The following is a 26,048-nucleotide window of genomic DNA, read 5'->3' as shown; positions in this document are numbered from 1 at the left end:
ATTAATGAGCTGCTGGCGGCTGATTGTTATCAACGTGTTCTGGCGTCTTTGCAAAGCGGCGACGGATCACCACAAAGAACACCGGAACGAAGAAGATAGCCAATGATGTTGCTGCGAACATACCACCCAGTACGCCTGTACCGACGGAGTTCTGTGCCGCAGAACCTGCACCATTACTGAATACCAGAGGGATAACACCCAGCATAAATGCCAGTGATGTCATCAGGATTGGTCTTAGACGCATTTTAACTGCATCTAATGTTGCTTCAATCAATCCTTTACCTTCTTTCTCCATCAAGTCTTTGGCGAATTCAACAATCAAGATTGCGTTCTTCGCCGATAACCCAATGGTGGTTAACAGGCCTACTTTGAAGTAAACGTCGTTATCTAAGCCTCGGACTGAGGTGAAGAGTAACGCACCGATAACCCCAAGTGGAACTACTAACATAACCGAGAATGGTACAGACCAGCTTTCATATAGTGCAGCCAGACACAGGAATACAACAATCAGGGAAATCGCATACAGGGCAGGTGCCTGGTTACCAGACAAACGCTCTTGGTACGACATACCTGTCCACTCATAACCGATACCCGCAGGTAGGTTTTCGGTGGTCAGTTTTTCCATCATCAGCATTGCAGCACCGGTACTTTGACCTTCTGTTGCTTGGCCTTGAATGTTCATCGCTGGAACACCGTTATAACGTTCTAAACGTGGTGAACCGTATTTCCAAGGATCTTTAGATGTATCTAAGAATGCCGAGAATGGCACCATTTTTCCTTGGTTATTACGAACATACAGGTTGCTGATATCTGACGGCAACATACGGCTTTCCGCGTCACCTTGTACGTAAACTTTCTTCACACGACCACGGTCGATAAAGTCATTGACGTACGATCCACCAAATACGGAGCTGAGAGTTGCGTTGATATCGCTGATGGCAACGCCTTGCGCTTGTGCTTTTTGCTGGTCAATGTAGATTCGATACTGTGAGGTATCATCTTGACCATTTGGGCGTACACCTTGCAAAATTTCAGGGTGCTGAGCGGCTAGTCCGAGTAACTGATTACGTGCTTCCATCAGTTTTTCATGACCTAAACCTGCTTTATCTACCAACTCAAAGTCAAAACCGTTTGATGTTCCTAATTCGACGATTGCTGGTAAGTTAAAGGCATAAATGAAGGCGCCTTGTTTTTTGGATAGTGCTGCGTTTGCACGCGCAACAATCGCATCCACATGGTTTTCGTCACCTTTACGCTCATCCCAGTTTTTCAGAACGACGAACGCGAGACCCATGTTTTGCCCTGCACCTGCAAAGCTAAAGCCGCCAACGGTAAATACAGACTCAACGTTTTTACCTTCATCTACTCTGAAGTAATTACTCACTTCATCCAAGATGACCTCGGTTTGCTCTTGAGTTGATCCTGGTGGTAACTGCACCATGGATAAGAACACCCCTTGGTCTTCTGCTGGTAAGAATGACGATGGCAGACGAACGAACATAAATGCCATGCCTACGACCAGTAAAACGTAGATCACAAGGTAACGACCTGTACCATTCAACATACGGCTTACGCTGTCTGTGTAATGGTGAGCTTGCTTTTCAAATACGCGGTTAAACCATCCAAAGAACCCTTTTGTGGAACCATGGCTGCCTTTTTCAATTGGCTTCAACATAGTTGCACACAGTGCTGGGGTCAGAATCATCGCTACTAATACAGATAGCAGCATCGATGAAACGATGGTGATAGAGAACTGACGGTAAATTGCCCCTGTAGACCCGCCGAAGAAGGCCATTGGGATAAATACCGCAGACAGCACCATTGCAATACCAACCAGAGCACCTTGAATTTGCCCCATGGATTTTTTGGTCGCCTCTTTTGGTGGCAGACCTTCTTCTTGCATTACACGCTCAACGTTTTCAACCACAACGATGGCGTCATCCACGAGAAGACCGATGGCAAGTACCATCGCGAACATGGTTAAGGTGTTTATCGAGTAGCCAAAGGCTGACAAGATAGCAAAGGTACCTAACAGCACCACTGGTACTGCGATTGTTGGGATCAATGTTGCACGGATGTTCTGCAAGAACAGATACATAACCACAACAACCAACATAATTGCTTCGACCAACGTTTTAACTACTTCGTTAATTGAAATTTTAACGAATGGCGTTGTATCGTACGGGTAAACAACTTCTAGTCCTTCAGGGAAGAACGGTTCCATATCAGCTAATGCTGCACGGACGTTATTTGCCGTATCCAGTGCGTTTGCGCCCGTTGCGAGTTTAATACCAATACCCGCAGCTGGCATGCCGTTAAAACGAGCAATTGTACTGTAGTTTTCCGCACCTAATTGAACAGTAGCGACATCTTTCAAACGAACTTGAGAACCATCTTGGTTCACGCGTAATAAGATGTTAGAAAACTCTTCAACATTGCTTAAGCGAGTTTGAGCAATAATTGATACGTTCAAACGCTGACCGCCAACAGGAGGAGTTCCCCCTAATTGACCGGCTGCAACTTGGTTGTTCTGTACACGAATCGCATTAATGACATCCGAAGTTGCCATGTTGTACTTAACAAGTTGCTCTGGTTTTAACCAAATACGCATTGCATATTGGGTACCAAACAGCTGGGTTTCACCAACACCATTAACACGACTAAGTGGGTCTTTAATATTCGAACCTACGTAGTCGGCAATGTCGTATTGACCCATTGAACCGTCTTTAGAAATAAAGCCTGCAACCATTAAGAATGAGCTGGTTGACTTATCCACACTAATACCTTGTTGCTGAACTTCTTGAGGTAAAAGAGGCATAGCCAATTGCAGCTTATTCTGTACCTGTACTTGGGCGATATCGCCATCAGTACCCGCTTCAAAAGTCAGCGTAATACTTGCTGAACCTGATGAATCACTGGTTGATGACATATACACCAAGTTATCGATACCGTTCATATTCTGTTCGATAACTTGGGTCACCGTATTTTGTACCGTTGACGCATCCGCCCCTGGGTAGTTAGCTGAAATGGAAACAGCCGGCGGTGCAATCGTCGGATACTGAGCGACAGGTAACTTGATAATTGCCAGCAGACCCGCAAGCATGGTGATAATCGCAATTACCCACGCAAAAATTGGTCTATCTATAAAAAACTTAGGCATTAATCAATCGCTCCCTTATTTAGACGCGGTTTCAGGTTTTGCCTGAGTGTCTACAATGGATTGGGTTTCTAAGTTTGCTTGCTTCGGCACAACAACCATACCTGGTTTGATTTTCTGTAAGCCAATCACAATGACACGGTCGCCATCTTTCATGCCTTCAGTTACTAACCAGTTGTTGCCAATCGCTTGTGCGACTTGTACTTTGCGTACTTCAACTTTGTTTTCAGCGCCAACAACCATCACTTGCGCATCACCTTGCGGAGTACGTGCAATACCTTGTTGTGGGACTAAAATCGCGTTTTCTTTCACACCATCTTCTAAAATAGCGCGAACAAACATACCCGGCATCAGCTCTTTGTTCGGGTTAGGGAATACTGCACGCATCGTGATGGAACCTGTGGTTTCATCGACAGTAACGTCAGAAAACTCTAATTGCCCTTTCTGCGCGTATTCTTGCCCGCCATTAATGACTAAGCTAACAGGCGCTTTACCCGGTTCTTTTTGCAGAGCTCCATTTTCGATTTCAGCTTTTAAACGTAAGAAATCTTCGCTCGACTGAGTGACATCCACGTAGATAGGATCTAACTGTTGAACGCGCATCAGTTCAGTTGCTTGACCAGCAGAAACTAAAGCACCTTCAGTCACGTTGGATTTACCAGTACGTCCACTGATAGGGGCAGTGACTTTGGTGTAATTCAAATTAATACGTGCTGTTTCAACTGCCGCTTCAGCCGCTTTTACTGCTGCCAGTGATTGAGCATACGTTGAGTTCGCTTGATCGTATTCTTGTCGGCTAATGTAATTCGTGCCAAGCAGTGGCTTATAACGTTTAACAGTTAATGCGGCGAGATTAGCATTTGCTTGCGCTTTGGCTAATTCTGCTTTAGCACTATTGTAGGTCGCTTGGAAAGGTGCCGGATCGATTTGATATAACGATACGCCAGCCTCAACATCACTACCTTCCTTGTAGTTACGTTTTAGGATGATGCCACTTACTTGTGGGCGAACCTCTGCAATACGAAATGCAGATGTACGGCCTGGGAGTTCGGTCTTAATGGTCAGAGGTTCAGCTTTCAGCGTAACAATTCCTACATCAGGCGCCGGGCGTTCACCGCCACCTTTCTGTTCTTCGTTACAACCAGATAACGCTAAGCCGCCTGAAAGGACCAACAGAGCCAGAGGTAACACCCCTCTGTTTTTTCGCATAAGTTAACCTCAATTAATCGATATGAGTTCAAAACAAAATTAAGAAAAAAAGCAAATTATATGATTTATCACTATGCTATAGTACAAACATACACTAATGTATGTAAATCAGCTTTCGATAAAAACGAGCGTCAATGGCACGAAAAACTAAACAACAGGCTGAAGAAACCCGTCAGGAAATATTAGATGCAGCCATCAAAACATTTTCTGAACGAGGAGTAACAGCCACATCATTAGCCGATATAGCCAAAGCTGCGGGCGTTACCCGTGGAGCTATATATTGGCATTTTAAAAATAAGGTGGATCTGTTCCATCAAGCCTGCGAATTTAGCGATAATCAAATTACTCAAGCTGAGGATTATTATCGTTCGAAATATACCAATGATCCACTTTTAATACTAAGAGAATTGCTAATATATATTCTTACCGATTTTATTAGTACTCCTAAAAACCGCGCGTTAATGGAAATCTTTTTTTTAAAATGTGAGCTCGTCGGAGAAATGGCTTCTGTTGTTGATTTTAAACGTGAAAATTATCTGGCAAGCGAACAGCGGATTATTAAGAATTTACGTGACTGTGTGGATGCAGGGCAACTTCCTGCCGATTTAGATTTAGCGTGTAGTGCGGTTATGATCCGCGCACTGATGTCGGGCTTACTTGAAAACTGGTTATTACAGCCAGAGCGTTTTATGATAGACGCACATACAACGACGTTAGTTGATACTCTATTAGAAACGCTCAAAAATAGCGTTTCGCTGCGAGTCAAACCGACGCCAAACGAATAATCGGAGAAAACCATGTCATCCATTTTGATCATTGCGAATGGCGCACCTTACGGAAGTGAAATGTTGTTTAACTCTCTGCGCTTAGCTATCACGATAAAAGAGCAACACCCTCAAACCGACCTGAAAATTTTCCTAATGTCCGATGCCGTCACTGCAGGGATCACCGCACAAAAACCGAAAGAAGGGTATAACCTTCAGCAAATGTTAGAGATTTTAACCGCGCAAAACGTACCTGTTAAATTATGCAAGACCTGTACTGATGCTCGTGGTATCAGTGAGCTGCCATTAATTGATGGCGTCGAAATCGGTACATTGGTTGATTTGGCTGCGTGGACATTAGACGCCGAAAAAGTTCTCACCTTTTAATTTTATCGCTATTGATTAAAAAAGCTTTTTGAGAATTGAGCTGCGGTTTGCCAAAATTGCAGCTCAAATAGCAAGTTAGAACTAATTGGTATTAGCGCTAAACAATTTAAGTGCTAAATAATAGTAGGATGACAACGAGATATCATGGGCTCACTGATGCAATATAGAAAAGTGTGGTTATATTCAATCAGAATATTTTTGGCATTTGCCATCACCTTTTTCTCTTTTCAAATTTCCGCTGCAACAATTAATAACCTTCCCAGCAAAAACGAGATAAAAACAGAGCTCAATTCGCTAAATAAAAAAAATAATGCGGGGCAAGAAGATAAATTCGCTATTGCCGATTTGGAAAAGTCATTAAATTATTATGATGAGCTGGAAAAACTCGATCAGCGTTCAGACGAACTGCAAAAAAAATTAAGTCACTCCGGTGAAGAGTCAAAAAAAGCGGTTCAAGGTTTATTGCAAATAAAAAATCAGAATGAAAATCCTGATATTAACTTTCAGCATCAAATTGAAAATAGCAGCCTGCAACAATTAGAGTCCATGTTGGCAACCCATTTGGATAACCTGCAAGCGGAGCAAAATGATCTCGCCACATACAACAGCCAACTGATCGGTTTGCAAACTCAACCTGAGCGCGCCCAAGCTATCATGCTGGACAATGCCAGAAGGCTGCAAGAGATCCGCAATGAGCTTAACAGCACATTGACTGACTCCAACAAGTTGCGCTCCACACAAGTGAATATGCTGCAACTGGAGCAATACCTCCTACAGCAGCAAAACGAATTTCAAAAGCGCGTTCTTCAAGCCAATACGCAACTTCAAGATGTTTTACAGAAACAGCGTGATTACACGGCGGCGTACATTGAGCAACTCGATGCGCGAATTCAGGTGATCCAAGACGCGATTAGCAAAGAGCGTCTCAGTGATTCCCAATCGACAGTCCGTGAAGCACAAAACACCTCTACGGATGATACCGTACAGCAAAATCCGATTATTCAAAAAGAGGTGGAGATCAATAACAAACTGAGCAACCGCTTGATTGAAGTGACTCAAGACGGCAACAAAATGGTGCAAAATGGCATCCGAGTAAAAACTTGGTTAGAACGTGCCACACAGTCAGAACGAAACTTAAAAGAGCAAATCAACGTATTACGCGGAAGTTTGCTGCTATCGCGAATTCTTTTTCAGCAACAAATTGATTTACCCGCGGATATTTTAACCAAGAATTTACCTGTCACCATCGCCGACCTGCGTTTGGAGCAATTTGATATTAACCAGCAGCGTGATGCGTTATACCAACCTACGGACTACATTAATACTCTGGAACATGAGCAAGCGGTTAAGGTTGGAGAGCAAGAAAATGCTCGCTTGTTTACCCCAGAAGATAAAGCGGCACTGGTAAAAATCTTGGATGTTCGCCGTGAATTATTGGATGAATTGAATTTACAGCTAGGTGGGCAAATTTCCCAAGCCATTAATTTGCAACTGGATCAAAACCAATTATTGAGCGTAGTCAGCTCGCTTGAGCATACTTTGGCTCAGCAAATTTTCTGGGTAAACAGTAATAAACCGATGGATATCGAGTGGTTAAAAGCGTTTCCAGAAGCGGCCACAAATCAATTAACTCACCTCGATTTTGATTTTTCATTCTCTAGCCTGAAAAAAGGCTTGCTGAGCTCGCTGTGGGTGACGATCCCTTTATTATTGGCGGCACTGATCTTTATCTGGTTGAATCGAAAAATCACCCAGCGTCTGCATGATATTGACCTGCGTTTATCCAGTCTGCGTAACGACAGTGTATTGAATACACCGTTGGCGCTGTTTCTCACGTTGCTGCAAACCATCCCAATCTCATTAGTGGTTATCGCCATTGGTTACTGGTTCTTAAAAACCGGTAACCTGCAAGGGGAGTTTATTTGGTCTTATTTCTTGCAACTCGCTATTTTCTGGGCGCTATTTGAATTAACGTTCAGGGTGTTAAAACCTCAAGGTATTGCAGAGAAACATTTTAATATTGAACATGAAAATGCCCAGCGTATGCGCCGTCGAATGGTGCGTTTATCAGTACCGCTGATCCCGCTTATCTTCTTTTCCACTTATGGAATGATTAACCCGCTGAAGGTGTCTGAGGATGTGATTGGGCAGCTAGTGGTTTCTATCTGTTTATTATTATTGTGTATTTTTACTATCCCGTTCTGTAAACAGGTGTGGAAGGAAACGGGGAGCCACTTAACTCGCTCGATTTTGATTACGTTACTGACATTTTCTCCGCTGATTTTAATCGGCTTGATGATTGCGGGTTACTATTACACCACACTCCGTTTAGCCAACCGTTGGTTAGATAGCTTGTACCTACTGGTGCTTTGGTACATCACGTATAATGTCTGTTTACGTGGGTTAAGTTTAGGCGCAAGAAAACTGGCGTATAAGCGTGCGCTTGAGCGCCGAGCTCAGTCAAAACAGCAAGAAGATACTGAAAACGAGCCTATCAAAGAGCCGCCAATGACCATTGAGTTGATTAGCCAGCAGTCGCTGCGCTTAACCACAATGGTGCTGTTTATTATTTTTGCGTTTGCGTTTTACGCCATTTGGTCTGATTTTATTACGATTTTCTCCTTCCTCGATAGTGTCCAACTCTGGAGCTATACCGCCACATCAGCGGAAGGGGCGAATATCATGCAGCATGTGACCTTAGCGAACTTGATTTTAGCGGTGGTGATTGTGGTGGTGGCGTGGATCATGACACGCAACCTACCAGGGTTACTGGAAGTGTTAGTATTATCGCGGCTCAAACTGCGCCAAGGTTCCACCTATGCCATCACCACCATGTTGACCTATGTGATTGTCAGTATCGGGGCGATTGCATCCCTTGGGATGATAGGGGTCACGTGGAATCAGTTGCAATGGTTAGCTGCTGCCTTAACCGTTGGTCTCGGTTTTGGTTTACAGGAAATTTTTGCGAACTTCGTTTCGGGGATTATTTTACTGTTCGAAAGACCGATTCGCATTGGGGATACCGTCACCATCGGGACTTACTCGGGAACAATCAGTAAGATCCGTATTCGTGCCACTACGATTGTGGATTTCGATCGCAAAGAGGTGATCATCCCGAACAAAGCATTCGTTACTGAGCGCTTAATCAACTGGTCGCTCTCAGACACGGTCACGCGAATTACGATCTCTTTAGGTGTCGCGTATGGTTCAGATTTGGAAAAAGTGAAGCGCGTATTACTGCAAGCAGCCACCTCTAACAGTAAAGTGATGACGGATCCTGCGCCAGCGGCATACTTCTTAAGTTTTGGTGCCAGCACATTGGATCACGAATTACGTTTTTATGTGCGCCAAATCGGTGAGCGTACTATCACCAGTGATGAAGTGAACCGTGAAATTGACCGGTTATGTCGTGAAAACGATATCAATATCGCCTTCAATCAATTGGAAGTGTATTTACATAACAATCAGGGTGATGAAGTGCAGGAAGTGACAAAAATTATCAAAGACAAAGATGATGATAAAAATAGCGATGAAAAATAACCTGCGTTAATCACCATTCTGACAGGCTGCTTCGGCGGCCTGTTTGTTGAGGTAATCCTGCTTAACCATCTCTAATGCTTTTAGTACGGTATTGGTATCAACTTCAGCTGATTCTAACAAGTAAATTAAATCTACCGCGAGCTGGGTTTCGAGTGGTGCAGTGTCCAGTGTTTCCATTCGCGATCCTTTAATCAAAAAATTGGTTTTCTTGGTGTTCAATGGCTTTTTCAATACGCATTAATGCTTGTCTACAGCGATATAAACGACCAGCCAACGCGGCGAGTTCTTTTTGGCACTGGTGCTGTAAATGTGAGTCAGTTAAGCCACTTAAATAGAGCTCTTTTTCGCTCACCATTGCTTGTAAACGGCGTTCATAATCTTGATGTTGTGATAAACGTTCATATAAATCAACCTGTTCCTTTTTCGACCGAAAAGAATCTTCTTTTTCCCGTAGCCCTTGTGTAGACAGTTCTCGGGAGATAGCTTGCATTTGATGCACTATTTTTTCGGTTAAAAAATTCACTTGCTGGGCATGGTTAAGGGCAACGCTATTACACAATTGCTGATACAAGGTATTGAGCTCTTTCTGGCAATCCCCCAATTTGGTAGATTTATGGCTAAATAGCTGCATATCAAATCGGGAGTGTGAAAACTCATGGTCTTTGATGGGAGCGACACGCTCCGCTAATTCATCAATCTGCTTTTTCAATGCCTCTAACAGAGCCTGTGTTTTCATTTTTTATTCTCAATAAATGTGAAAAGTGGCGGAATATTGATATCCAACAATAAAACTTACAGCAAATAGACGGCTTCTTATTGCATTTTGATGGTAGTTTGCATAGATTCTACCCTTTCGTATTTACTATATTGGTTTTTATTATGACCGCTAAAGAGCAACAACTGCAATTGATTAAAGAAAGTATCGCGACTATCCCTAACTATCCAAAAGAGGGTGTGCTGTTTCGCGATATTACCACACTGTTAAATGACCCGGCGGCTTATCAAGCGACAATTGATATGCTGGTTGAGCATTATCAAAACAAAGGTGTGACCAAAATTGTTGGTACTGAAGCCCGTGGTTTCCTGTTCGGTGCTCCTGTTGCATTACGCTTAGGCGTAGGTTTTGTGCCTGTGCGTAAAAAAGGCAAATTACCGCGTGAAGTTTTAAGTATGACGTATGATCTGGAATACGGCACCGACACACTGGAAATCCACAAAGACAGCATTACCGCACAAGACAACGTGCTGGTGGTGGATGACCTGCTAGCAACTGGCGGTACTGTCGAAGCGACCGTTAAAATGATCAAACAGCTAGGCGCAAAAGTGGTGGATGCTGCTTTCGTTATCGGACTGCCAGATTTAGGTGGTGTAGGGCGTTTAGCAAAAGAAGGCGTTACTTCCTATAGTCTTGTTGAGTTCCCAGGCCACTAATCTGCTCCGCACTCTTCTTACTATTTTTACTGCAGTCTCGCCCAATGGGTTGAGGCTGTGGTAGCATGGTACTATTATTATATTTATCAATGTCCCATGTTGAATAACAGTGGAATCCATGAGCTATCAGGTACTTGCCCGTAAGTGGCGCCCCCAAAAATTTTCAGACGTTGTTGGTCAGCAGCACGTGTTGACTGCACTTGCTAATGGGCTTGAGCACCAACGGCTTCATCACGCTTATCTTTTCTCGGGTACCCGCGGTGTCGGGAAAACCACGATCGCCCGCTTGTTTGCCAAAGGGTTAAACTGCGAAACGGGGATCACGGCAACACCTTGCGGAAAATGCGCCAACTGTTTGGAAATTGAACAGGGGCGATTTGTTGACCTGATTGAGATTGATGCGGCATCACGTACTAAAGTCGAAGATACGCGGGAGTTACTGGATAACGTCCAGTATGCGCCAGCGCGTGGCCGCTTTAAAGTTTACCTAATAGACGAAGTTCACATGTTGTCGCGCCACAGTTTTAATGCTCTGCTTAAAACACTCGAAGAGCCACCGGAACACGTCAAATTTTTACTTGCCACGACCGATCCGCAAAAACTGCCTGTCACGATTTTATCCCGCTGCTTACAGTTTCACCTGAAAGCGCTGGATGTCCCACAAATCAGTGAACAGCTTGAGTTGATCCTGAATGCGGAAAATATTGAGCACGATACTCGTGCTCGTCAGTTGATTGCCCGCGCCGCTGACGGTAGTTTGCGTGATGCATTGAGCTTGACTGACCAAGCAATTGCTATGGGGCAAGGTAAGGTTACTGCGGATATCGTGAGCCAAATGTTGGGCACGCTTGACGATGAGCAGCCTCTTGCCATTATTGAAGCCCTCGTTCGTGCAGATGGTCTTGGCGTGATGGCTCAAGTGGAGCAAGCCGCTTCCCGTGGCGCTGACTGGGAAAACCTACTGGTTGAAATCCTCTCGCAGCTTCATCGCATCGCGATGATCCAACTGCTGCCAGCGGAGCAAGAAACGGATCCTTCCTCTACAGAAGGGCGCCTAAGACAAGTGGCACGATTGATTTCCCCAGCGGATCTTCAACTTTTCTACCAAACCTTGCTGGTGGGGCGTAAAGAACTGACATTCGCACCAGAAAGACGCATGGGCGTGGAAATGGCGCTATTAAGAGCGTTAGCCTTCCACCCAAAGAGCATTATTGAAGAAGTGGAGTTGCCGCCGAAATTGGTTTCAAGCGCGCCAGCACCTGCTTTTCAGCCGGAACCAGCACCATCGACGGTAAGGCGCCCAGCCCCGCAACCGGCGAGCGCAGAGAACTTACCAGAAAATAGCCCAACATTGCAGCTATTGAAAGCCAGACAGGCACTACAAACGCCACAAAGTGAGGATCCGAGTCCAAAAAAGACTCATCCGGTGACGTCCGAAAGGGCTAAGCCGGCGGTTTCAGCACTTGAGCGGCTGGCCGCGGTAACCAGCAAACATCAGCAAAATGTGATGGAAAAAGCGTCACAGAAGACAAAGCCTGCGAAGCCGAAGCCTTACCAGTGGAAGCCTCAAAATGGTGAGGTTCTCGACGCAAAAGACACAGTGACAACGCCAACTGAGATTAAAGAGGCGTTGGAATATGAAAAAACCCCTGAATTAGCAATCAAAATCACCGAAGAAGGGCGCGAGCGTGATAGTTGGTCGGGGGAAATCGCGCAATTAAATATTCCGAAGCTAGTTGAACAATTGGCTTTGAATTCATATAAAGAAGAATTGAACGAGTCGCAAATTGTATTGCACTTGCGCTCCGCTCAACGCCATCTTGATAAACCTAACGCCCTAAAAGCGTTGCAAGATGCGTTGAGTGAACATTATGGTCGCCCTGTTGAACTGAAAATCGTTCACGATGATAATACGGCGGTGAAAACGCCGCTGGAATGGCGTCAGGCGATTTATGAAGAGAAACTGGCGCAAGCCCGTCAGTCTATTATTGCGGATAAAACAATTCAAAAATTGCGTTCCATGTTTGATGCGCAGTTGGATGAAGAGAGTATTCGCCCCGTTTAACGCTACAGTTGCGAATCTGTAGCCTCAGTTGTGAGAGAAAACTATGTTTGGTAAAGGTGGATTGGGTAACCTGATGAAACAGGCCCAGCAAATGCAAGATAAAATGCAGAAAGTTCAGGAAGAAATCGCTCAACTCGAAGCTACTGGCGAATCTGGTGCTGGCTTAGTCAAAGTGACCATTAACGGTTCACATAACTGCCGTCGCGTTGAAATTGATCCTAGCCTGTTAGAAGACGACAAAGATATGTTGGAAGACTTGATTGCTGCGGCATTCAATGACGCAGCGCGTCGTATCGAAGAAACGCAAAAAGAAAAAATGGCTAGCGTATCCAGCGGTATGCAACTGCCACCAGGCTTTAAGATGCCATTCTAATGCAAACGAGTCCGCTTCTTGAATCATTGATGGAAGCGCTGCGCTGTCTCCCCGGGGTGGGACCCAAGTCAGCGCAGCGAATGGCTTTCCAACTTCTGCAACGTGACCGTAGTGGCGGAATGCGTTTGGCTCAGTCGCTGACTCGTGCAATGTCCGAAATCGGGCATTGCCGCGACTGCCGCACATTTACTGAGCAAGACACCTGCAATATCTGCGATAACCCGCGCCGTCAGCAGAATGGGCTGATTTGCGTTGTGGAAAGTCCCGCAGATATCTACGCTATCGAGCAAACTGGTCAATTCTCGGGTCGTTATTTCGTACTCATGGGGCATTTGTCGCCATTAGACGGTATTGGACCTATGGATATCGGGCTGGATAGGCTCGAAGAGCGACTGGCATCGGAAAACATCTCTGAAGTGATTTTGGCGACCAACCCGACAGTAGAGGGGGAGGCGACGGCAAACTATATTGGGCAGATGTGTGCGCAGTATGGGGTGGCGGCGAGCCGGATTGCGCATGGGGTGCCTGTCGGCGGAGAGTTAGAGATGGTTGACAGCACGACGCTTTCTCATTCGTTGTCAGGCCGCTCGAAATTGTAGCATCCTCGTCATATTTTAAATTGTAGGGGTGTTGGCAGCACAACCTCACCCTAGTCACATACTTCAGTATGCTCCTAGGGATAAGCTTGCTTGCTGCCTACCTACAACTTTGAACTATTTAGAGGATGATGGTAGGGAGTAGACTTTTAACAATAAATTCAAAAGCACCCCCCCCCAAACTTTCTAAGTAAAACCTTCAAAGTAAAATCCTCGAAGCAAAAGCATCGTAGTTTTTGGTCATTTTCTTTCGTTCATATTAATTTGGCTGCTAATTTGTGGTTAGTGGTTGAATTCTATTTTTTTGTCCCCAAATTAGTTTCCATCGATAAGTCAAAACTAACTATTAGATTGATGATATAGAGGCGATTAATGAGTATGAAAGGACAAGAAACTCGTGGGTTTCAATCAGAAGTCAAACAACTGCTCCAGTTGATGATCCACTCTCTTTACTCAAACAAAGAAATTTTTCTGCGTGAGCTAATTTCCAACGCATCCGATGCGGCGGATAAACTGCGTTTTCGTGCATTATCTAAGCCTGAACTGTATGAAAATGACGGTGAACTACGTGTGCGTATTAGCGCAGACAAAGACAAAGGTACTCTCACTATCAGTGACAACGGCATCGGTATGAGCCGTGAAGAAGTGATTGAAAACTTAGGTACTATCGCTAAATCAGGCACCAAATCATTCTTAGAATCATTAGGCAGCGACCAAGTCAAAGATAGCCAAATGATCGGTCAGTTCGGTGTGGGTTTCTACTCCGCATTTATCGTGGCCGACAAAGTCACCGTTCGTAGCCGCGCCGCAGGTGCTGAAGCGAGCGAAGGGGTATTCTGGGAATCGGCTGGCGAAGGTGAATACACTATCGCAGATATCGAAAAAGCCGATCGCGGAACCGAAATTACCCTGCACTTACGTGATGACGAAAAAGAATTTTTAGATAACTGGCGCTTACGTTCTGTTATCAGCAAGTATTCTGACCATATTGCGCTGCCTGTTGAAATCGAAGAGAAAAACGAAGAAGACGGCACGGTTACTTGGGAAAAAATCAACCAAGCGAAAGCACTGTGGACGCGCAGCAAATCTGAAATTTCGGATGAAGAATATGTGGAATTCTACAAGCATATCTCCCACGACTACGCAGACCCACTAACTTGGGCGCATAACCGTGTGGAAGGGAAGCAAGAATATACCAGCCTGCTGTATATTCCATCTCAAGCGCCATTTGATATGTGGAACCGCGACCAGCGCCACGGTTTAAAACTGTATGTTCAACGCGTCTTTATTATGGATGATGCTGAGCAATTTATGCCTAATTACCTGCGTTTCGTTCGTGGGGTATTGGATTCCAACGATTTACCGTTGAACGTTTCCCGTGAAATTCTGCAAGACAGCGCTCTGACGCGTAACTTGCGCAGTGCACTGACAAAACGTGTTCTGCAAACGCTGGAAAAACTGGCGAAAAACGACGCAGAGAAATACCAAACATTCTGGCAGCAATTTGGTTTGGTCATGAAAGAAGGTCCTGCGGAAGATATGGGGAACGGTGAAGCGATTGCAAAACTGCTGCGCTTTGCGACCACCCATAACGACAGTAGCGTACAAAATGTTTCACTGGAAGACTACGTAAGCCGCATGGTGGAAGGTCAGGATAAGATTTACTTTATCACTGCCGATAGTTACGCCGCTGCGAAAAGCAGCCCGCATTTAGAGCTTTTCCGTAAGAAAGGCATCGAGGTTCTGCTGTTATCTGATCGCATTGACGAATGGATGATGAACTATCTCTCTGAGTTTGATGGTAAACAGTTCCAATCTGTGAGCAAAGCCGACGAGTCATTAGACAAGTTAGCGGATGAAAACAAAGCGGAACAAGAAGAAGCTGAGAAGCAGTTAGAGCCATTTGTTGAGCGCGTGAAAACCTTCTTGGGCGACCGTGTGAAAGAGGTGAAACTGACTCACCGTTTAACCGATACGCCAGCCATTGTGACCACTGATGCTGATGAAATGAGCACCCAAATGGCGAAATTATTCGCTGCTGCGGGCCAAGCGGCGCCAGAAGTGAAATATAACTTCGAGCTGAACCCGAGCCATGCATTGGTGAAAAAAGCCTCTGAAGTGGAAGATGAAAGCGTGTTTGCAGATTGGGTGGATGTACTACTCGACCAAGCCCTACTGGCAGAGCGTGGTACGCTGGAAGATCCAAACTTATTTATCAAAAAAATCAACGAATTACTTTTAAAGTAGTCCATTAAGGTATTTTCGTTTTCGAACATAAACCACGTAAAAAAGCGATTTTTTGCGTGGTTTTTTTCTTTTGCGAAAAAAGATAAATGGGAAAACGTTTACGTGTCTTCTTGAGTCAGATGGCATGCTAATGGTATGGTAGAGCGTTTTCTTTTCAAATTATAAAAAACTAAATAGCAAGGGGTTTACGCAATGCGTATCATTCTGCTTGGCGCTCCAGGCGCTGGTAAGGGCACTCAAGCTCAATTTATTATGGAGAAGTTTGGGATCCCTCAGATTTCAACCGGCGACATGCTACGTGCCGCGGTAAAATCAGGGAGCGAATTAGGTTTACAAGCTAAAGAGCTGATGGATAACGGCAAATTAGTGACTGATGAACTGGTTATCGCATTAGTGAAAGAGCGCATCAAACAAGATGACTGTCGCAATGGCTTCTTGTTGGATGGGTTCCCGCGTACCATTCCTCAAGCGGATGCAATGAAAGAAGCAGGCATCAACGTTGATTACGTTTTAGAATTCGATGTTCCTGACGAAATCATTGTTGAGCGTATCATTGGTCGCCGTGTTCACGCACCTTCAGGTCGTGTTTATCACGTCACTTTCAACCCACCTAAAGTTGAAAACAAAGATGACGTAACTGGCGATGAATTAACTATCCGTAAAGACGACCAAGAAGACACGGTTCGTAAACGTTTAGTTGAATATCATGCACTGACTGCGCCATTAATCGCTTACTATCAAAATGAAGCGAAAGCGAGCAGCACTCAGTACTTCAAGTTAGACGGTACTCGTAAAGTGACTGAAGTGAGCGCAGAGTTAGCAAAAATTTTAGGCTAATTTTTAACGCATCATATAAAAAGGCAGCGTTAATCGCTGCCTTTCTTTTTGTGCCACAAGTTGGCAAAATTAGTTATTAAAATCTGTTATTGTTGGGAATAATTATCAATTAGGAGCTGTTCTAATGTTAGAAAAAAAATATGGAATTCTATTGGTAAATTTGGGAACGCCCGATGCCCCAACAACAACAGCCGTTAAACGCTATTTAGCTGAATTCTTAACTGACCCGCGTGTTATTGATGTTTCCCCATTGATTTGGAAGCCTATTTTATATGGTGCTATTTTGCCAATCCGCGCTTCCAAAGTGGCAAAACTTTATGGCTCAATTTGGATGGATGAAGGCTCGCCATTATTAGTTTATTCACAGCGTCAAAAAGAAAAATTATCTGCATTTTTTCCTAATACACCGATTGAGCTGGGAATGACTTACGGCTCGCCGTCAATAAAGAGTGCTATCGACAGCTTGATTGCGCAAGATGTGACGGAATTAGTGGTTTTACCGCTGTATCCACAATATTCCTGCACCACGACTGCTGCCGTTTATGAGGCTATCACTCGCGCCTTTAAACCTATGCGGACTATCCCGTCAGTGCAGTTTATTCGTAGCTATGCGACGCACCCCGCGTATATTCAAGCCCTAGCGGAATCCATCGAAGCCAGTTTTGCTGAGCACGGTGAACCAGATAGGTTGATCCTCTCTTTCCACGGTATCCCGCAGCGTTACTGCGACTCAGGGGATATTTATGATAAAGAGTGTGAGCAAACCACCGAATTATTAAAGCAAGCCCTGAAATTCCCAAGTGACCGAGTGTTAATGACTTACCAATCTCGATTTGGTCGTGAACCGTGGTTAAGCCCATACACGGATCAGACAATGAAAAAGCTACCGTCAGAGGGGGTTAAGTCAGTGCAAGTGGTTTGCCCAGGGTTTTCGGTGGACTGTTTAGAAACATTAGAAGAAATTAGCGAGCAAAATAAAGAATTTTTCTTACATAATGGTGGTGAGCAATATCGTTATATTCCAGCACTGAATGACAGCGATATCAGCATTAATATGATTCAGTTAATTCTGAAAAATCACTTAGAAAGAGTGATTTCATAGGTAATTTCATAAAGAAGGTTAATGGTTATATCCAAAACTTAAATTTTGACTATAATTATGACCTCAATATTCAATGGTACAATTTAGAGTGCGTTGTTCGGAATTAACATGACTGAAAAAACCAATTTATCTCCAGAATTAAAAAAACAGCTAGAGCAAGATCCGCAATATAAATTGCAGCACAATGATGAAATAGATCTCATGGCGTTGATAGCGGTTCTGTTCAAGAATAAATTATTGATTATTATTGCAACAGTCATTGTTACCGCACTGAGTATTGGGGTTGTCAAAATGTTACCTCAGAAGTGGACGAGTGAAGCGATTATTATCCCGCCAACGTCTGAAGAGGTAAAAGAAGCTAATGAATTTTCAGCGCGCTTAAATGCATTAGGCATGGAAGTCGACTTAAGTTCTCAGCGTATTTACAACGAATTTATCGTTCAATACCGCTCTAAAGTTAACCAAGAAGCCTTCGTTAAAAGCACTGATTATTTTAAAACACTGCTTGATAAGCTTGAGAATAAAAATGATCCGCTTGAGGTTCAACGCTTAGTGAATCGCATTATTGCGGATTCGATTAAATTGAAATACAACGGTAAAGAAAAAGACAGTGATGATAGCGACATCGTTCTGTCATTTACCGCGCCAACAGCGGTTGAAGCGCAAGATTTAATGGATGGGTATATTCGTTATACAGCGAGTATTGTCCGTAAAAGAATGAAAACAGAAGTGGATAATGCAATTTCACGCCAACTGATTTATAGCGTTGAAGCATTAAAACAAGATACCAACAAAATCCAGATTTCTTATGATGTTAAAATTGAGCGTTTAAAACGCGCTATTACTATCGCGAAAGCCGCTGGAATTACGCGTCCTATCGCAAGAGATTCAGTGGCCATTAATGATGACCCTGATTATCCAATTGCATTAGGTTCAGAAGCGTTAGAAGAAAAATTGGGGATTGAGTTAAAGAACCGCGACTTAGCGCTGATCAGTGAAAAACTGCAAAATGCAAAAGTCTATATTGAAAACTTAAACTCACTCACAACTAAAGAATTAGATTTTGAGCCAGTGAGATTTATTCTGACTCCAGATTTACCGATCACGAAAGACTCACCTAAATCGATGCTTATCGTGGCATTAGGCGCTATTCTTGGCTTTATTATGAGCTGTGCGTTTGTACTAGGTCGTGACCTGTACCGTAACTATAATCAGCAAAATACTCGCCGTAAGTAATCACTCTAAAGCGTTATAAATACCTAACTGGCACCTTTTTATCGAAGGGTGCTGGTTTTGTTTTATCGTGTTAGAATACGGAAATGTTCCTTTTTTAATGTTCCCAATATGAAATTCCCCGGTCAACGCAAATCTAAACATTACTTTCCCGTCTCCCTCAGAGATCCTCTTTTACAACCTATGAAAGAGATGCTCTCTGATGATGAAAACTGCAAATCGTATATTGTGGGTATCGACCAAACACTCGTCGATATCGAAGCCAAAATTGATGATGAATTTATTGAACGTTATCAATTAAGTAAAGGTCACTCTTTAGTCATCGAAGATGATGCGGCTGAAGCGCTCTACAAAGAGCTCACCGATAAGAAACTGATCACCCATGAATTTGCAGGCGGTACGATAGGAAATACGCTTCACAATTACTCTGTCTTAGCCGATGACCGCTCCGTCTTATTGGGCACGATGTGCAACAATATTCAGATTGGTAGTTATGCTTATCGCTACCTCTGCCATACTTCAAGCCGTATGGATCTAAACTACCTACAAGGGGTAGATGGTCCTATTGGGCGCTGTTTTACGCTCGTCACTGATAACGGTGAACGTACGTTTGCGATTAGCCCTGGACATATGAACCGCTTGCACCCTGATAGCATACCTGAAGAGATTATTGCAGGCGCATCAGCGTTGGTATTAACGGCTTATTTAGTGCGTTGTAAGCCGGGGGAAACGATGCCGGATGCGACAATGCAAGCTATCCATTATGCGAAAAAACATAATGTTCCCGTGGTACTGACATTGGGAACCAAGTTTGTTATCGCTCAAGATCCGCAATTCTGGCGTGATTTCCTTAAAGATCATGTCTCAGTGGTCGCCATGAACGAAGATGAAGCCTTGGAATTAACTGGCTTTAGCGATCCCCTATTGGCATCTAATATGGCGCTGGATTGGGTTGACCTTGTTCTGTGTACAGCAGGACCTTCAGGGCTGTATATGGCAGGTTTTACGGAAGAAGAATATAAACGTAAAACTCAGCACCCATTACTGCCGGGAGCAATTGCTGAATTTAACCTGTATGAATTTAGCCGCGCGATGCGCATGCAAGATTGCAAACAACCGCGTCGCATCTTCTCCCATATTGAGCCTTATATGGGCGGTCCCGAAAAAATCATGAATACCAATGGTGCGGGTGATGGTGCGTTATCTGCGTTACTGCATGATATTACGGCGAACTCTTATCACCGTTCAAATGTACCTAATTCCAGTAAGCACGAGCGTCAATATCTCACTTACTCCTCACTGGCACAGGTGTGTAAGTATGCGAACCGTGTAAGTTATCAGGTGCTTTCTCAGCATTCACCGCGCTTAACTCGCGGACTACCAGAAAAAGAAGATAGCTTAGAAGAGTCCTATTGGGATCGCTAACTTGGAATAGGTCTGAAATAAAAAAACACCTCGAATGAGGTGTTTTTGTTTTTATCATGATGTGAACGATTAAGCTTCTTTGGTGATCCCCGCAGGGTGCTCAGCTTTAACCGCCTCAACCGCTTTCTCATCTTCTTGTTCATAGCGCATCGCTTGTGGAACAGAGATTTTAATCGCAATAAATACCGCTAAGAAACCGCCTACTAATTTACCTAACAGAATTGGTAGCACCAATGTTGGCTGGAAGTTTGCGGTAAAGGCTAAGTGGTCGCCAATTGTCGCTTGAGCACAGACCCCAAAGGCCACGCACAACACTTTATCCCTTGCACGCATTTCTTTGAATAAGTGGTAAGTTGCAATGATATTCGCCATCACCATGATGAAACCCAGTGAACCCGTATCGCTCAGTTTTAATCGACGGCTGAGTGCGCTGACTAGTGGCTTACAGTAACGTTGGAACAGGTAACAGATAGGGAATGTACCTGCGAGCATGATCCCGATATAACCTGCAATCTCGATCGCACGGAATAACTCATTTTGATCGGCAAATAGCGGATCGAATCCCCAAGCCCCAAAGACTTTACTAAATACGCCGGTAAAATGTTCCACAATGGAGAAGGCTAATACTAATTTCACGAATGCATCCATGATCTTACCGAAGATCAGAAAGCCCGTAACCATTAGCATTGGACGATATTTTAAGCCCGCAGCCAGCAAGAAACAGAAAACGAATAGCGGCATTAAATATTGCAGCATCGTCAAGAAATCAAGAGTGAGTTGATGAGTCGCTGGGGAGTTCGTCGAAATAATATCGCGAACAGGGATATTATTCAGTGTGATCAACAGCAATGAAGCCAATACCCCGAATGGGATTGAGATCAATCCTGCCATTGCCCCTAAGGCTAAATATTTGTGATCTTTACGATTTAACATCGTTAAACCAACGGGGATCAGATAAACAATGGTTGCCCCAGAGGTATAACCGATCAACATCGCAGTGATCCACATATCGCGATTCGTCGTTAAGGCGTCTGCTAACTGATATCCGCCCATATCTACCGCGATAATGGATAGTGCTGCGATAGAAACATCAGAGCCAACAGAGCTAAATACTGGTCCTAAGATGTAAGATATCAATTGTGAAAGTAGCGGAACGGCAGCCATGATCCCTGCTTGAGCGAGAAACACGGGACCAATAGAAAAAATACCGTTTACAAACTCTTTTCCGAGGTCGCTGGCAGGTCTGACAATCGATGCAACAGCGCCAATCACGGCGCCGCACATGATTAAGTAGATAATATAGTTTCCGAATTCGGCCATAGTAGGGTTTCCTTTCTTTTTTATTGTTGGAAAATTAATTTCTTAGCTGGCGAGAACGGGCAATAATGTCGCGATACTGTTCCATTACGCCTTGCATGTTGGTGCCGTCTGGGCGTGTGACACTGGTGTTGCGTCGTATCGCCATTTCATGGCTTATTCCCAAACCTTTACGAGCAAGCAAGGCAGCCCCGAGTGCTGTGACTTCACGATTTGCTGGTGCTTCAATATTTTTTTGTAATAAATTGGCTAAAAACTGCTTAAAGTACTGATTTGACGATAACCCTCCATCGACTGAAATGGACTGACCTAATGGAGAGATTTTCTCCATTGCGAAAATAACTTCGGCGGAGCGGGCGGCTATTCCTTCTAAGACCGACTGCATCATATCTTTCTTATCGGTATCTAATGAGAGTCCCGCCCATAAGCCGGCAGCGCTGCGATCCCAATAAGGACAGCCTAGACCTGAGAGTGCAGGTACAAACGCTAAACCACGTTTAATCGCGGGTTCATCACGAAAATCTGAAAGTTCATCAAAATCCTCAAATAGGCCGATTTTACGTGCCCAGTTGATTGCTGAGGCGGCGTTATATACACCACCATCTAAACCGAAAACAGGGGCTTCACCCGGGAATTTCCAGCAAAGTGTGGGTAACAACCCGCTTTGATGAGTTTGTGGGATATCGCTTCCCGTCAAGGCTTGCAAGAAGGCGCCAGTACCAAAGGTAATTTTGGCATCCCCTTTTTGGCGGCAACCATGACCAAATGTTCCTGCAAATTGGTCGACAATAATGGCGGTGACTGGCGTGAAATGTCCGTCGAGATTGACGGCACCAAAGCCACCGATATTGTCGCGCAGCGGTGGCAAGCAGTGGATCGGCACTCCAAAAATCTCACACAGCTGTGGATCCCACTCGAGGGTATGAATGTTGAGTAAAGAGGTACGTGATGCAGAGTTATAGTCCGTCACAAAAACATCGCATAAACGATCAAGGAAAAATGCATCCATAGTGCCTATGCGTAGGCGGTTTTTATCCGCAAGGGATTTAGCCCCTACCACATTCTCCAGAATCCATCCCATTTTACTGGCTGAAAAATAAGGGTCTAAGGGCAGTCCCGATTTTGATTGGACAAGCGGCTCAAGCCCCGCATCTTTAAGCTGCTGGATGGTTTTTTCAGTACGCAGATCTTGCCAAACAATCGCGTTATAAAGCGGGCTCTTAGTCTGAGCATCCCACGCAACAATACTTTCGCCTTGGTGACAAATACCAATAGCATCAACGACTTCACAACTATTCAGACACTTGATGATGTTCGTTAGGATCTCTTCAGGATCGTGCTCAACCCAACCACTGTTTAAGGTGATTTGCTTGTGTGGAATACTCATCGGGGAATGGTAATGGCCGCCTTCTTCAAAGACGACGACCCGGGTTCCCGTTGTTCCCTGATCGATAGCGGCATAACGTTGATTGAGCATCGCTGAATTTCCCAGTGTTATAAATGTTGTAAATAGGTTTGTTTTTTTGCTTACTATCGTTTAATCGGAAATAAAATCCACAAAAAACTCACAATAACTTCTGTGAATGTGAGAACTGTCACAATAAGATAACAATGTGAGAAGTTTTTGGAGTGTTATTGTGATTTGTGTTGTTTTATATATTGAGGTTGTGGGAATTATGTGGTTTTATGTGTCCAAGTTTTATATTAAGGATTTCAGCCATGAATGCTAATAATAAAAAAATGTGGGATGTCATTGTCATCGGTGGGGGTGTCATTGGCTGTGCAGTGACCCGAAAATTCACATTGATGGGCGCTAAAACACTGCTGTTAGAGCGTGGTGGCGATATTTTATCAGGAGCAAGTAAAGCAAATAGCGCGTTGTTACATACCGGTTTTGATGCCACACCAGGGACATTAGAATTGGAATGCATGCAAGATGGGTATCAGGAATTCATTGATATTAGAGAAAAAATGAATTTACCGTTACTCAAAACAGGCGCGTTAGTCGTGGCTTGGAACGAAGAGCAGCTCAATAAGCTGCCGAGTATTGTAGAGCAAGCACACACTAACAACGTCATGGATGTGGGAATGATAGATAAAGAAGAGCTTTATCGTCGAGAACCTCATTTAGCGGAAGGTGCGCTGGCAGCTGTTGAAGTTCCGGGGGAATCGGTAATTGATCCATGGAGCACGCCACTGGCGTATTTAACTCAAGCCGTAAAACACGGTGCAGAGTACCAATTTCATTGTGAAGTGACTGCGGGTGAGCTAAATGCGGGAATTTGGACATTATTCACATCAAAAGGTGAGTTTTCTGCCCGATTAGTGATTAACTGTGCCGGGATTAATGGGGATATCGTGGAATCTATCTGCCACCCATCACCATTCGAAATTAAACCGCGTAAAGGTCAATTTTTGGTATACGACAAAGCAGCAGCGGCAGATATTAATGCGATCATTTTGCCAGTACCCACCGCGATTACGAAAGGTGTTCTGCTATCGAAGACCATTTTCGGTAACTTATTGTTAGGCCCGACGGCGGAAGAACAGCAAGACCGCTGGAAAGCGGAAGTGAAGCAAGAAGTTTTACAAGATTTAATCGATCAAGGCTCACGCATGTTGCCATCACTGCATAATTACAGTGTGACGGCCACCTATGCCGGATTACGCCCCGCCACGGAAGAAAAATATTATCGAATTAATGATTACCCCGAAAAGCAGTGGATATGCGCAGGGGGAATTCGCTCAACGGGCTTAACGGCAGCGTTGGGGGTCGCCAATCACTTAGGGAAACTTTACCAAGAGAATTTTGACGCATTATTTGAGCTATCACCGCCAACTGAATTAATTTGGCCTAAGATGCCGATGCTCTCTGAATATGATGAACGTGATTACCAGTGCAAAAATAATGGCGGCATTGTGTGCCACTGTGAGTTAGTGACTCAACGAGAAATTGAAGCCGCGTTTGATTCTGACATTCCACCAGAATGTTTAGGCGCACTTCGTCGTCGAACTCGCGTCATGATGGGGCGTTGCAACGGTTTTTATTGTAGTAGTCAGGTCGCTGAAATTATTAACGGTCGCTTTGACAATACCTTAGCGGTGGAGGCAGTGAAATGAGCTTAAATTACGATGTGATCATTATTGGCTCAGGGCCGGCGGGTATCGCGGCAGCACAAACATTGCGTCGCCGTGGTATTCATAATATTGCGATTTTAGAGCGTGAAGCCCACGCGGGTGGTGTTCCTCGTCATTGCCAACATCCCACTTTCGGTTTGTTAGTGTTTAAACGCCCAATGAAAGGCAACCAGTTTGCGGAAAAAATTGTTAATAATTTAGGGGATACACCAATACTAACGCGTTGTACTGTGACGCAATTACAACCTAATGGCACTTTAACAGTCACAACCCCTGACGGTGTGGTTGAGATGCACGGTAAACGCATTTTGATTGCAACAGGCGTTCGCGAAACACCACGTCATCCTCGACTAGTATCAGGCTTACGCCCCCAAGGTATTTTAACCGCGGGTGCGCTACAACAATTTGTCTATTTAAAAGGGCAAAAACCGTGTTTGAACCCCGTGATCGTTGGCAGTGAGTTAGTCAGTTTCTCTGCATTATGGACATTAAAAAATGCGGGCGTAAAAGCGAAAGCCATGATTGAAAGTGGCGAACGAATTCTGGCATTCAAACCGGCTTCATTGTTTGCGAAAGCCATGGGAACCCCAGTGTATGTGAATAGCAAAATCACGGAAATTGGCGGCTTAGAAAGAGTCGAATATGTGATGGTGGAAACCGCAGGGCAAATACGCAAAATTGAGTGCGACTCTGTGATTTTTACCGGGGGCTTTGTGGGTGAAAATACGTTAATTCGTAAAAGCCACTTGAGTTTTGAGGCTAGTACAGGCAAACCCGTCACTGACCAACGTAGCCGCTGTTCTGATGGCTGCTATTACGCGGCGGGTAACATGCTGCACCCTGCGGATATGGGGGATCAGTGCTACCAAGAAGGTGAGATCACCGGCGGATATATTGCGGATGATTTATTAGCCAATCACCATCAAACGGATGTACAGCAAGGAAATAGATTGCCGATTCGATTTGCTGAGCCAATTCGTTTTACGGTACCTTCATGCATCAATATGTCCGAAAATACGGCGAAAAATGTGGATTTCAACATTCAAGTCAACACGGCAATAACGGGAACAATCCGTGTGATGGCGGGCAATACCGTGCTGTATGAAAAGCGTCGTCGCTGCTTACCGACTCGTCGTATTTTGCTGAAAAATATCGATTTAACAAAAATCCAAGCGAGTGCTACTGAAATTACTGTCACTGTTGTATAGTGCTGGAAATGTTAAATGG

General features: G+C 44.3%; 20 protein-coding genes. 14 read left to right on the top strand and 6 right to left on the bottom strand.

Going from position 1 to position 26,048, the window contains the following annotated elements; genetic code table 11:
• Position 1 precedes the first annotated feature (1 nt).
• Together HFU86_RS14880 and HFU86_RS14875 are read right to left on the bottom strand one after the other, a co-directional pair.
• On the bottom strand, positions 2–3,160 hold the full coding sequence (locus tag HFU86_RS14880; RefSeq protein WP_132496736.1) for an efflux RND transporter permease subunit: 3,159 nt from the start codon (positions 3,158–3,160) through the stop codon (positions 2–4).
• A gap of 15 nt (positions 3,161–3,175) precedes the next feature.
• Positions 3,176–4,366 carry an efflux RND transporter periplasmic adaptor subunit gene (locus HFU86_RS14875; RefSeq protein ID WP_187129575.1) on the bottom strand — a complete coding sequence of 397 codons (1,191 nt, stop codon included), beginning with the start codon at positions 4,364–4,366 and terminating at the stop codon, positions 3,176–3,178.
• A gap of 134 nt (positions 4,367–4,500) precedes the next feature.
• Here HFU86_RS14875 and acrR point away from each other — a divergent pair, with 134 nt between their 5' ends.
• The 3 genes from acrR (at position 4,501) to mscK (ending at position 9,057) form a co-directional block, all read left to right on the top strand.
• Complete coding sequence (gene acrR / locus HFU86_RS14870; protein WP_132496735.1) at positions 4,501–5,151, top strand: multidrug efflux transporter transcriptional repressor AcrR; 651 nt, start codon at positions 4,501–4,503, stop codon at positions 5,149–5,151.
• 12 nt (positions 5,152–5,163) lie between these two features.
• On the top strand, positions 5,164–5,517 hold the full coding sequence (locus HFU86_RS14865; RefSeq protein WP_036952565.1) for a DsrE/DsrF/TusD sulfur relay family protein: 354 nt from the start codon (positions 5,164–5,166) through the stop codon (positions 5,515–5,517).
• A 144-nt stretch (positions 5,518–5,661) separates the two neighbouring features.
• The gene (gene mscK / locus HFU86_RS14860) at positions 5,662–9,057 is read left to right on the top strand and encodes a mechanosensitive channel MscK (protein WP_187129574.1); all 3,396 of its coding nucleotides are present in this window, start codon (positions 5,662–5,664) and stop codon (positions 9,055–9,057) included.
• A 6-nt stretch (positions 9,058–9,063) separates the two neighbouring features.
• Here the strand turns inward: mscK and HFU86_RS14855 are convergent, their stop codons facing one another.
• Together HFU86_RS14855 and priC are read right to left on the bottom strand one after the other, a co-directional pair.
• Positions 9,064–9,234, bottom strand: a complete 171-nt coding sequence (locus HFU86_RS14855) for a DUF2496 domain-containing protein (protein WP_187129573.1) — start codon at positions 9,232–9,234, stop codon at positions 9,064–9,066.
• 10 nt (positions 9,235–9,244) lie between these two features.
• Entirely contained in the window at positions 9,245–9,793 is a 549-nt protein-coding gene (gene priC, locus HFU86_RS14850; RefSeq protein WP_036952559.1) for a primosomal replication protein PriC, read from the bottom strand.
• Positions 9,794–9,936: 143 nt separating this feature from the next.
• Here priC and apt point away from each other — a divergent pair, with 143 nt between their 5' ends.
• The 9 genes from apt to HFU86_RS14805 all read left to right on the top strand — a co-directional run bounded on the left by apt (position 9,937) and on the right by HFU86_RS14805 (position 20,366).
• The gene (apt, locus tag HFU86_RS14845) at positions 9,937–10,488 is read left to right on the top strand and encodes an adenine phosphoribosyltransferase (RefSeq protein WP_187129572.1); all 552 of its coding nucleotides are present in this window, start codon (positions 9,937–9,939) and stop codon (positions 10,486–10,488) included.
• Positions 10,489–10,606: 118 nt separating this feature from the next.
• A complete protein-coding gene (gene dnaX, locus HFU86_RS14840; RefSeq protein WP_132496731.1) occupies positions 10,607–12,553 on the top strand; it encodes a DNA polymerase III subunit gamma/tau in 1,947 nt (648 codons plus the stop codon).
• A gap of 43 nt (positions 12,554–12,596) precedes the next feature.
• Positions 12,597–12,926 carry a YbaB/EbfC family nucleoid-associated protein gene (locus tag HFU86_RS14835; RefSeq protein WP_006659291.1) on the top strand — a complete coding sequence of 110 codons (330 nt, stop codon included), beginning with the start codon at positions 12,597–12,599 and terminating at the stop codon, positions 12,924–12,926.
• Positions 12,926–13,525: a recombination mediator RecR gene (gene recR, locus HFU86_RS14830; protein WP_132496730.1), complete on the top strand. Its 600-nt coding sequence runs from the start codon at positions 12,926–12,928 to the stop codon at positions 13,523–13,525. Before HFU86_RS14835 ends, recR begins: the two co-directional genes overlap by 1 nt.
• Positions 13,526–13,894: 369 nt before the next feature.
• A complete protein-coding gene (gene htpG / locus HFU86_RS14825) occupies positions 13,895–15,769 on the top strand; it encodes a molecular chaperone HtpG (protein WP_132496729.1) in 1,875 nt (624 codons plus the stop codon).
• A gap of 192 nt (positions 15,770–15,961) precedes the next feature.
• Positions 15,962–16,606 carry an adenylate kinase gene (gene adk / locus HFU86_RS14820; RefSeq protein WP_036952549.1) on the top strand — a complete coding sequence of 215 codons (645 nt, stop codon included), beginning with the start codon at positions 15,962–15,964 and terminating at the stop codon, positions 16,604–16,606.
• A 124-nt stretch (positions 16,607–16,730) separates the two neighbouring features.
• On the top strand, positions 16,731–17,708 hold the full coding sequence (gene hemH / locus HFU86_RS14815) for a ferrochelatase (RefSeq protein WP_132496728.1): 978 nt from the start codon (positions 16,731–16,733) through the stop codon (positions 17,706–17,708).
• Between the two features lie 108 nt (positions 17,709–17,816).
• Positions 17,817–18,944: an LPS O-antigen length regulator Wzz(fepE) gene (gene wzz(fepE) / locus HFU86_RS14810; protein ID WP_132496727.1), complete on the top strand. Its 1,128-nt coding sequence runs from the start codon at positions 17,817–17,819 to the stop codon at positions 18,942–18,944.
• 108 nt (positions 18,945–19,052) lie between these two features.
• Positions 19,053–20,366 carry an inosine/guanosine kinase gene (locus tag HFU86_RS14805; protein WP_036952541.1) on the top strand — a complete coding sequence of 438 codons (1,314 nt, stop codon included), beginning with the start codon at positions 19,053–19,055 and terminating at the stop codon, positions 20,364–20,366.
• Between the two features lie 69 nt (positions 20,367–20,435).
• Here HFU86_RS14805 and eutH read toward each other — a convergent pair whose 3' ends face one another.
• Positions 20,436–21,686: an ethanolamine utilization protein EutH gene (gene eutH / locus HFU86_RS14800; RefSeq protein WP_132496726.1), complete on the bottom strand. Its 1,251-nt coding sequence runs from the start codon at positions 21,684–21,686 to the stop codon at positions 20,436–20,438.
• A 34-nt stretch (positions 21,687–21,720) separates the two neighbouring features.
• Complete coding sequence (locus HFU86_RS14795) at positions 21,721–23,160, bottom strand: FGGY family carbohydrate kinase (RefSeq protein WP_187129571.1); 1,440 nt, start codon at positions 23,158–23,160, stop codon at positions 21,721–21,723.
• A 242-nt stretch (positions 23,161–23,402) separates the two neighbouring features.
• On the opposite strand from HFU86_RS14795, the gene HFU86_RS14790 reads away from it, so the two are divergent.
• Both HFU86_RS14790 and HFU86_RS14785 read left to right on the top strand, forming a co-directional pair.
• Positions 23,403–24,803 carry an NAD(P)/FAD-dependent oxidoreductase gene (locus HFU86_RS14790; protein WP_187129570.1) on the top strand — a complete coding sequence of 467 codons (1,401 nt, stop codon included), beginning with the start codon at positions 23,403–23,405 and terminating at the stop codon, positions 24,801–24,803.
• Entirely contained in the window at positions 24,800–26,029 is a 1,230-nt protein-coding gene (locus HFU86_RS14785; protein WP_187129569.1) for an NAD(P)/FAD-dependent oxidoreductase, read from the top strand. Before HFU86_RS14790 ends, HFU86_RS14785 begins: the two co-directional genes overlap by 4 nt.
• Positions 26,030–26,048 lie beyond the last annotated feature (19 nt).

Origin of the sequence: Providencia sp. JUb39 (genome assembly GCF_012272845.1) — a bacterium.
Classification (GTDB): domain Bacteria; phylum Pseudomonadota; class Gammaproteobacteria; order Enterobacterales; family Enterobacteriaceae; genus Providencia; species Providencia lanzhouensis.
Note: the sequence above shows the minus strand (reverse complement) of the source record. Positions and strands in the feature narration are given on the sequence as shown.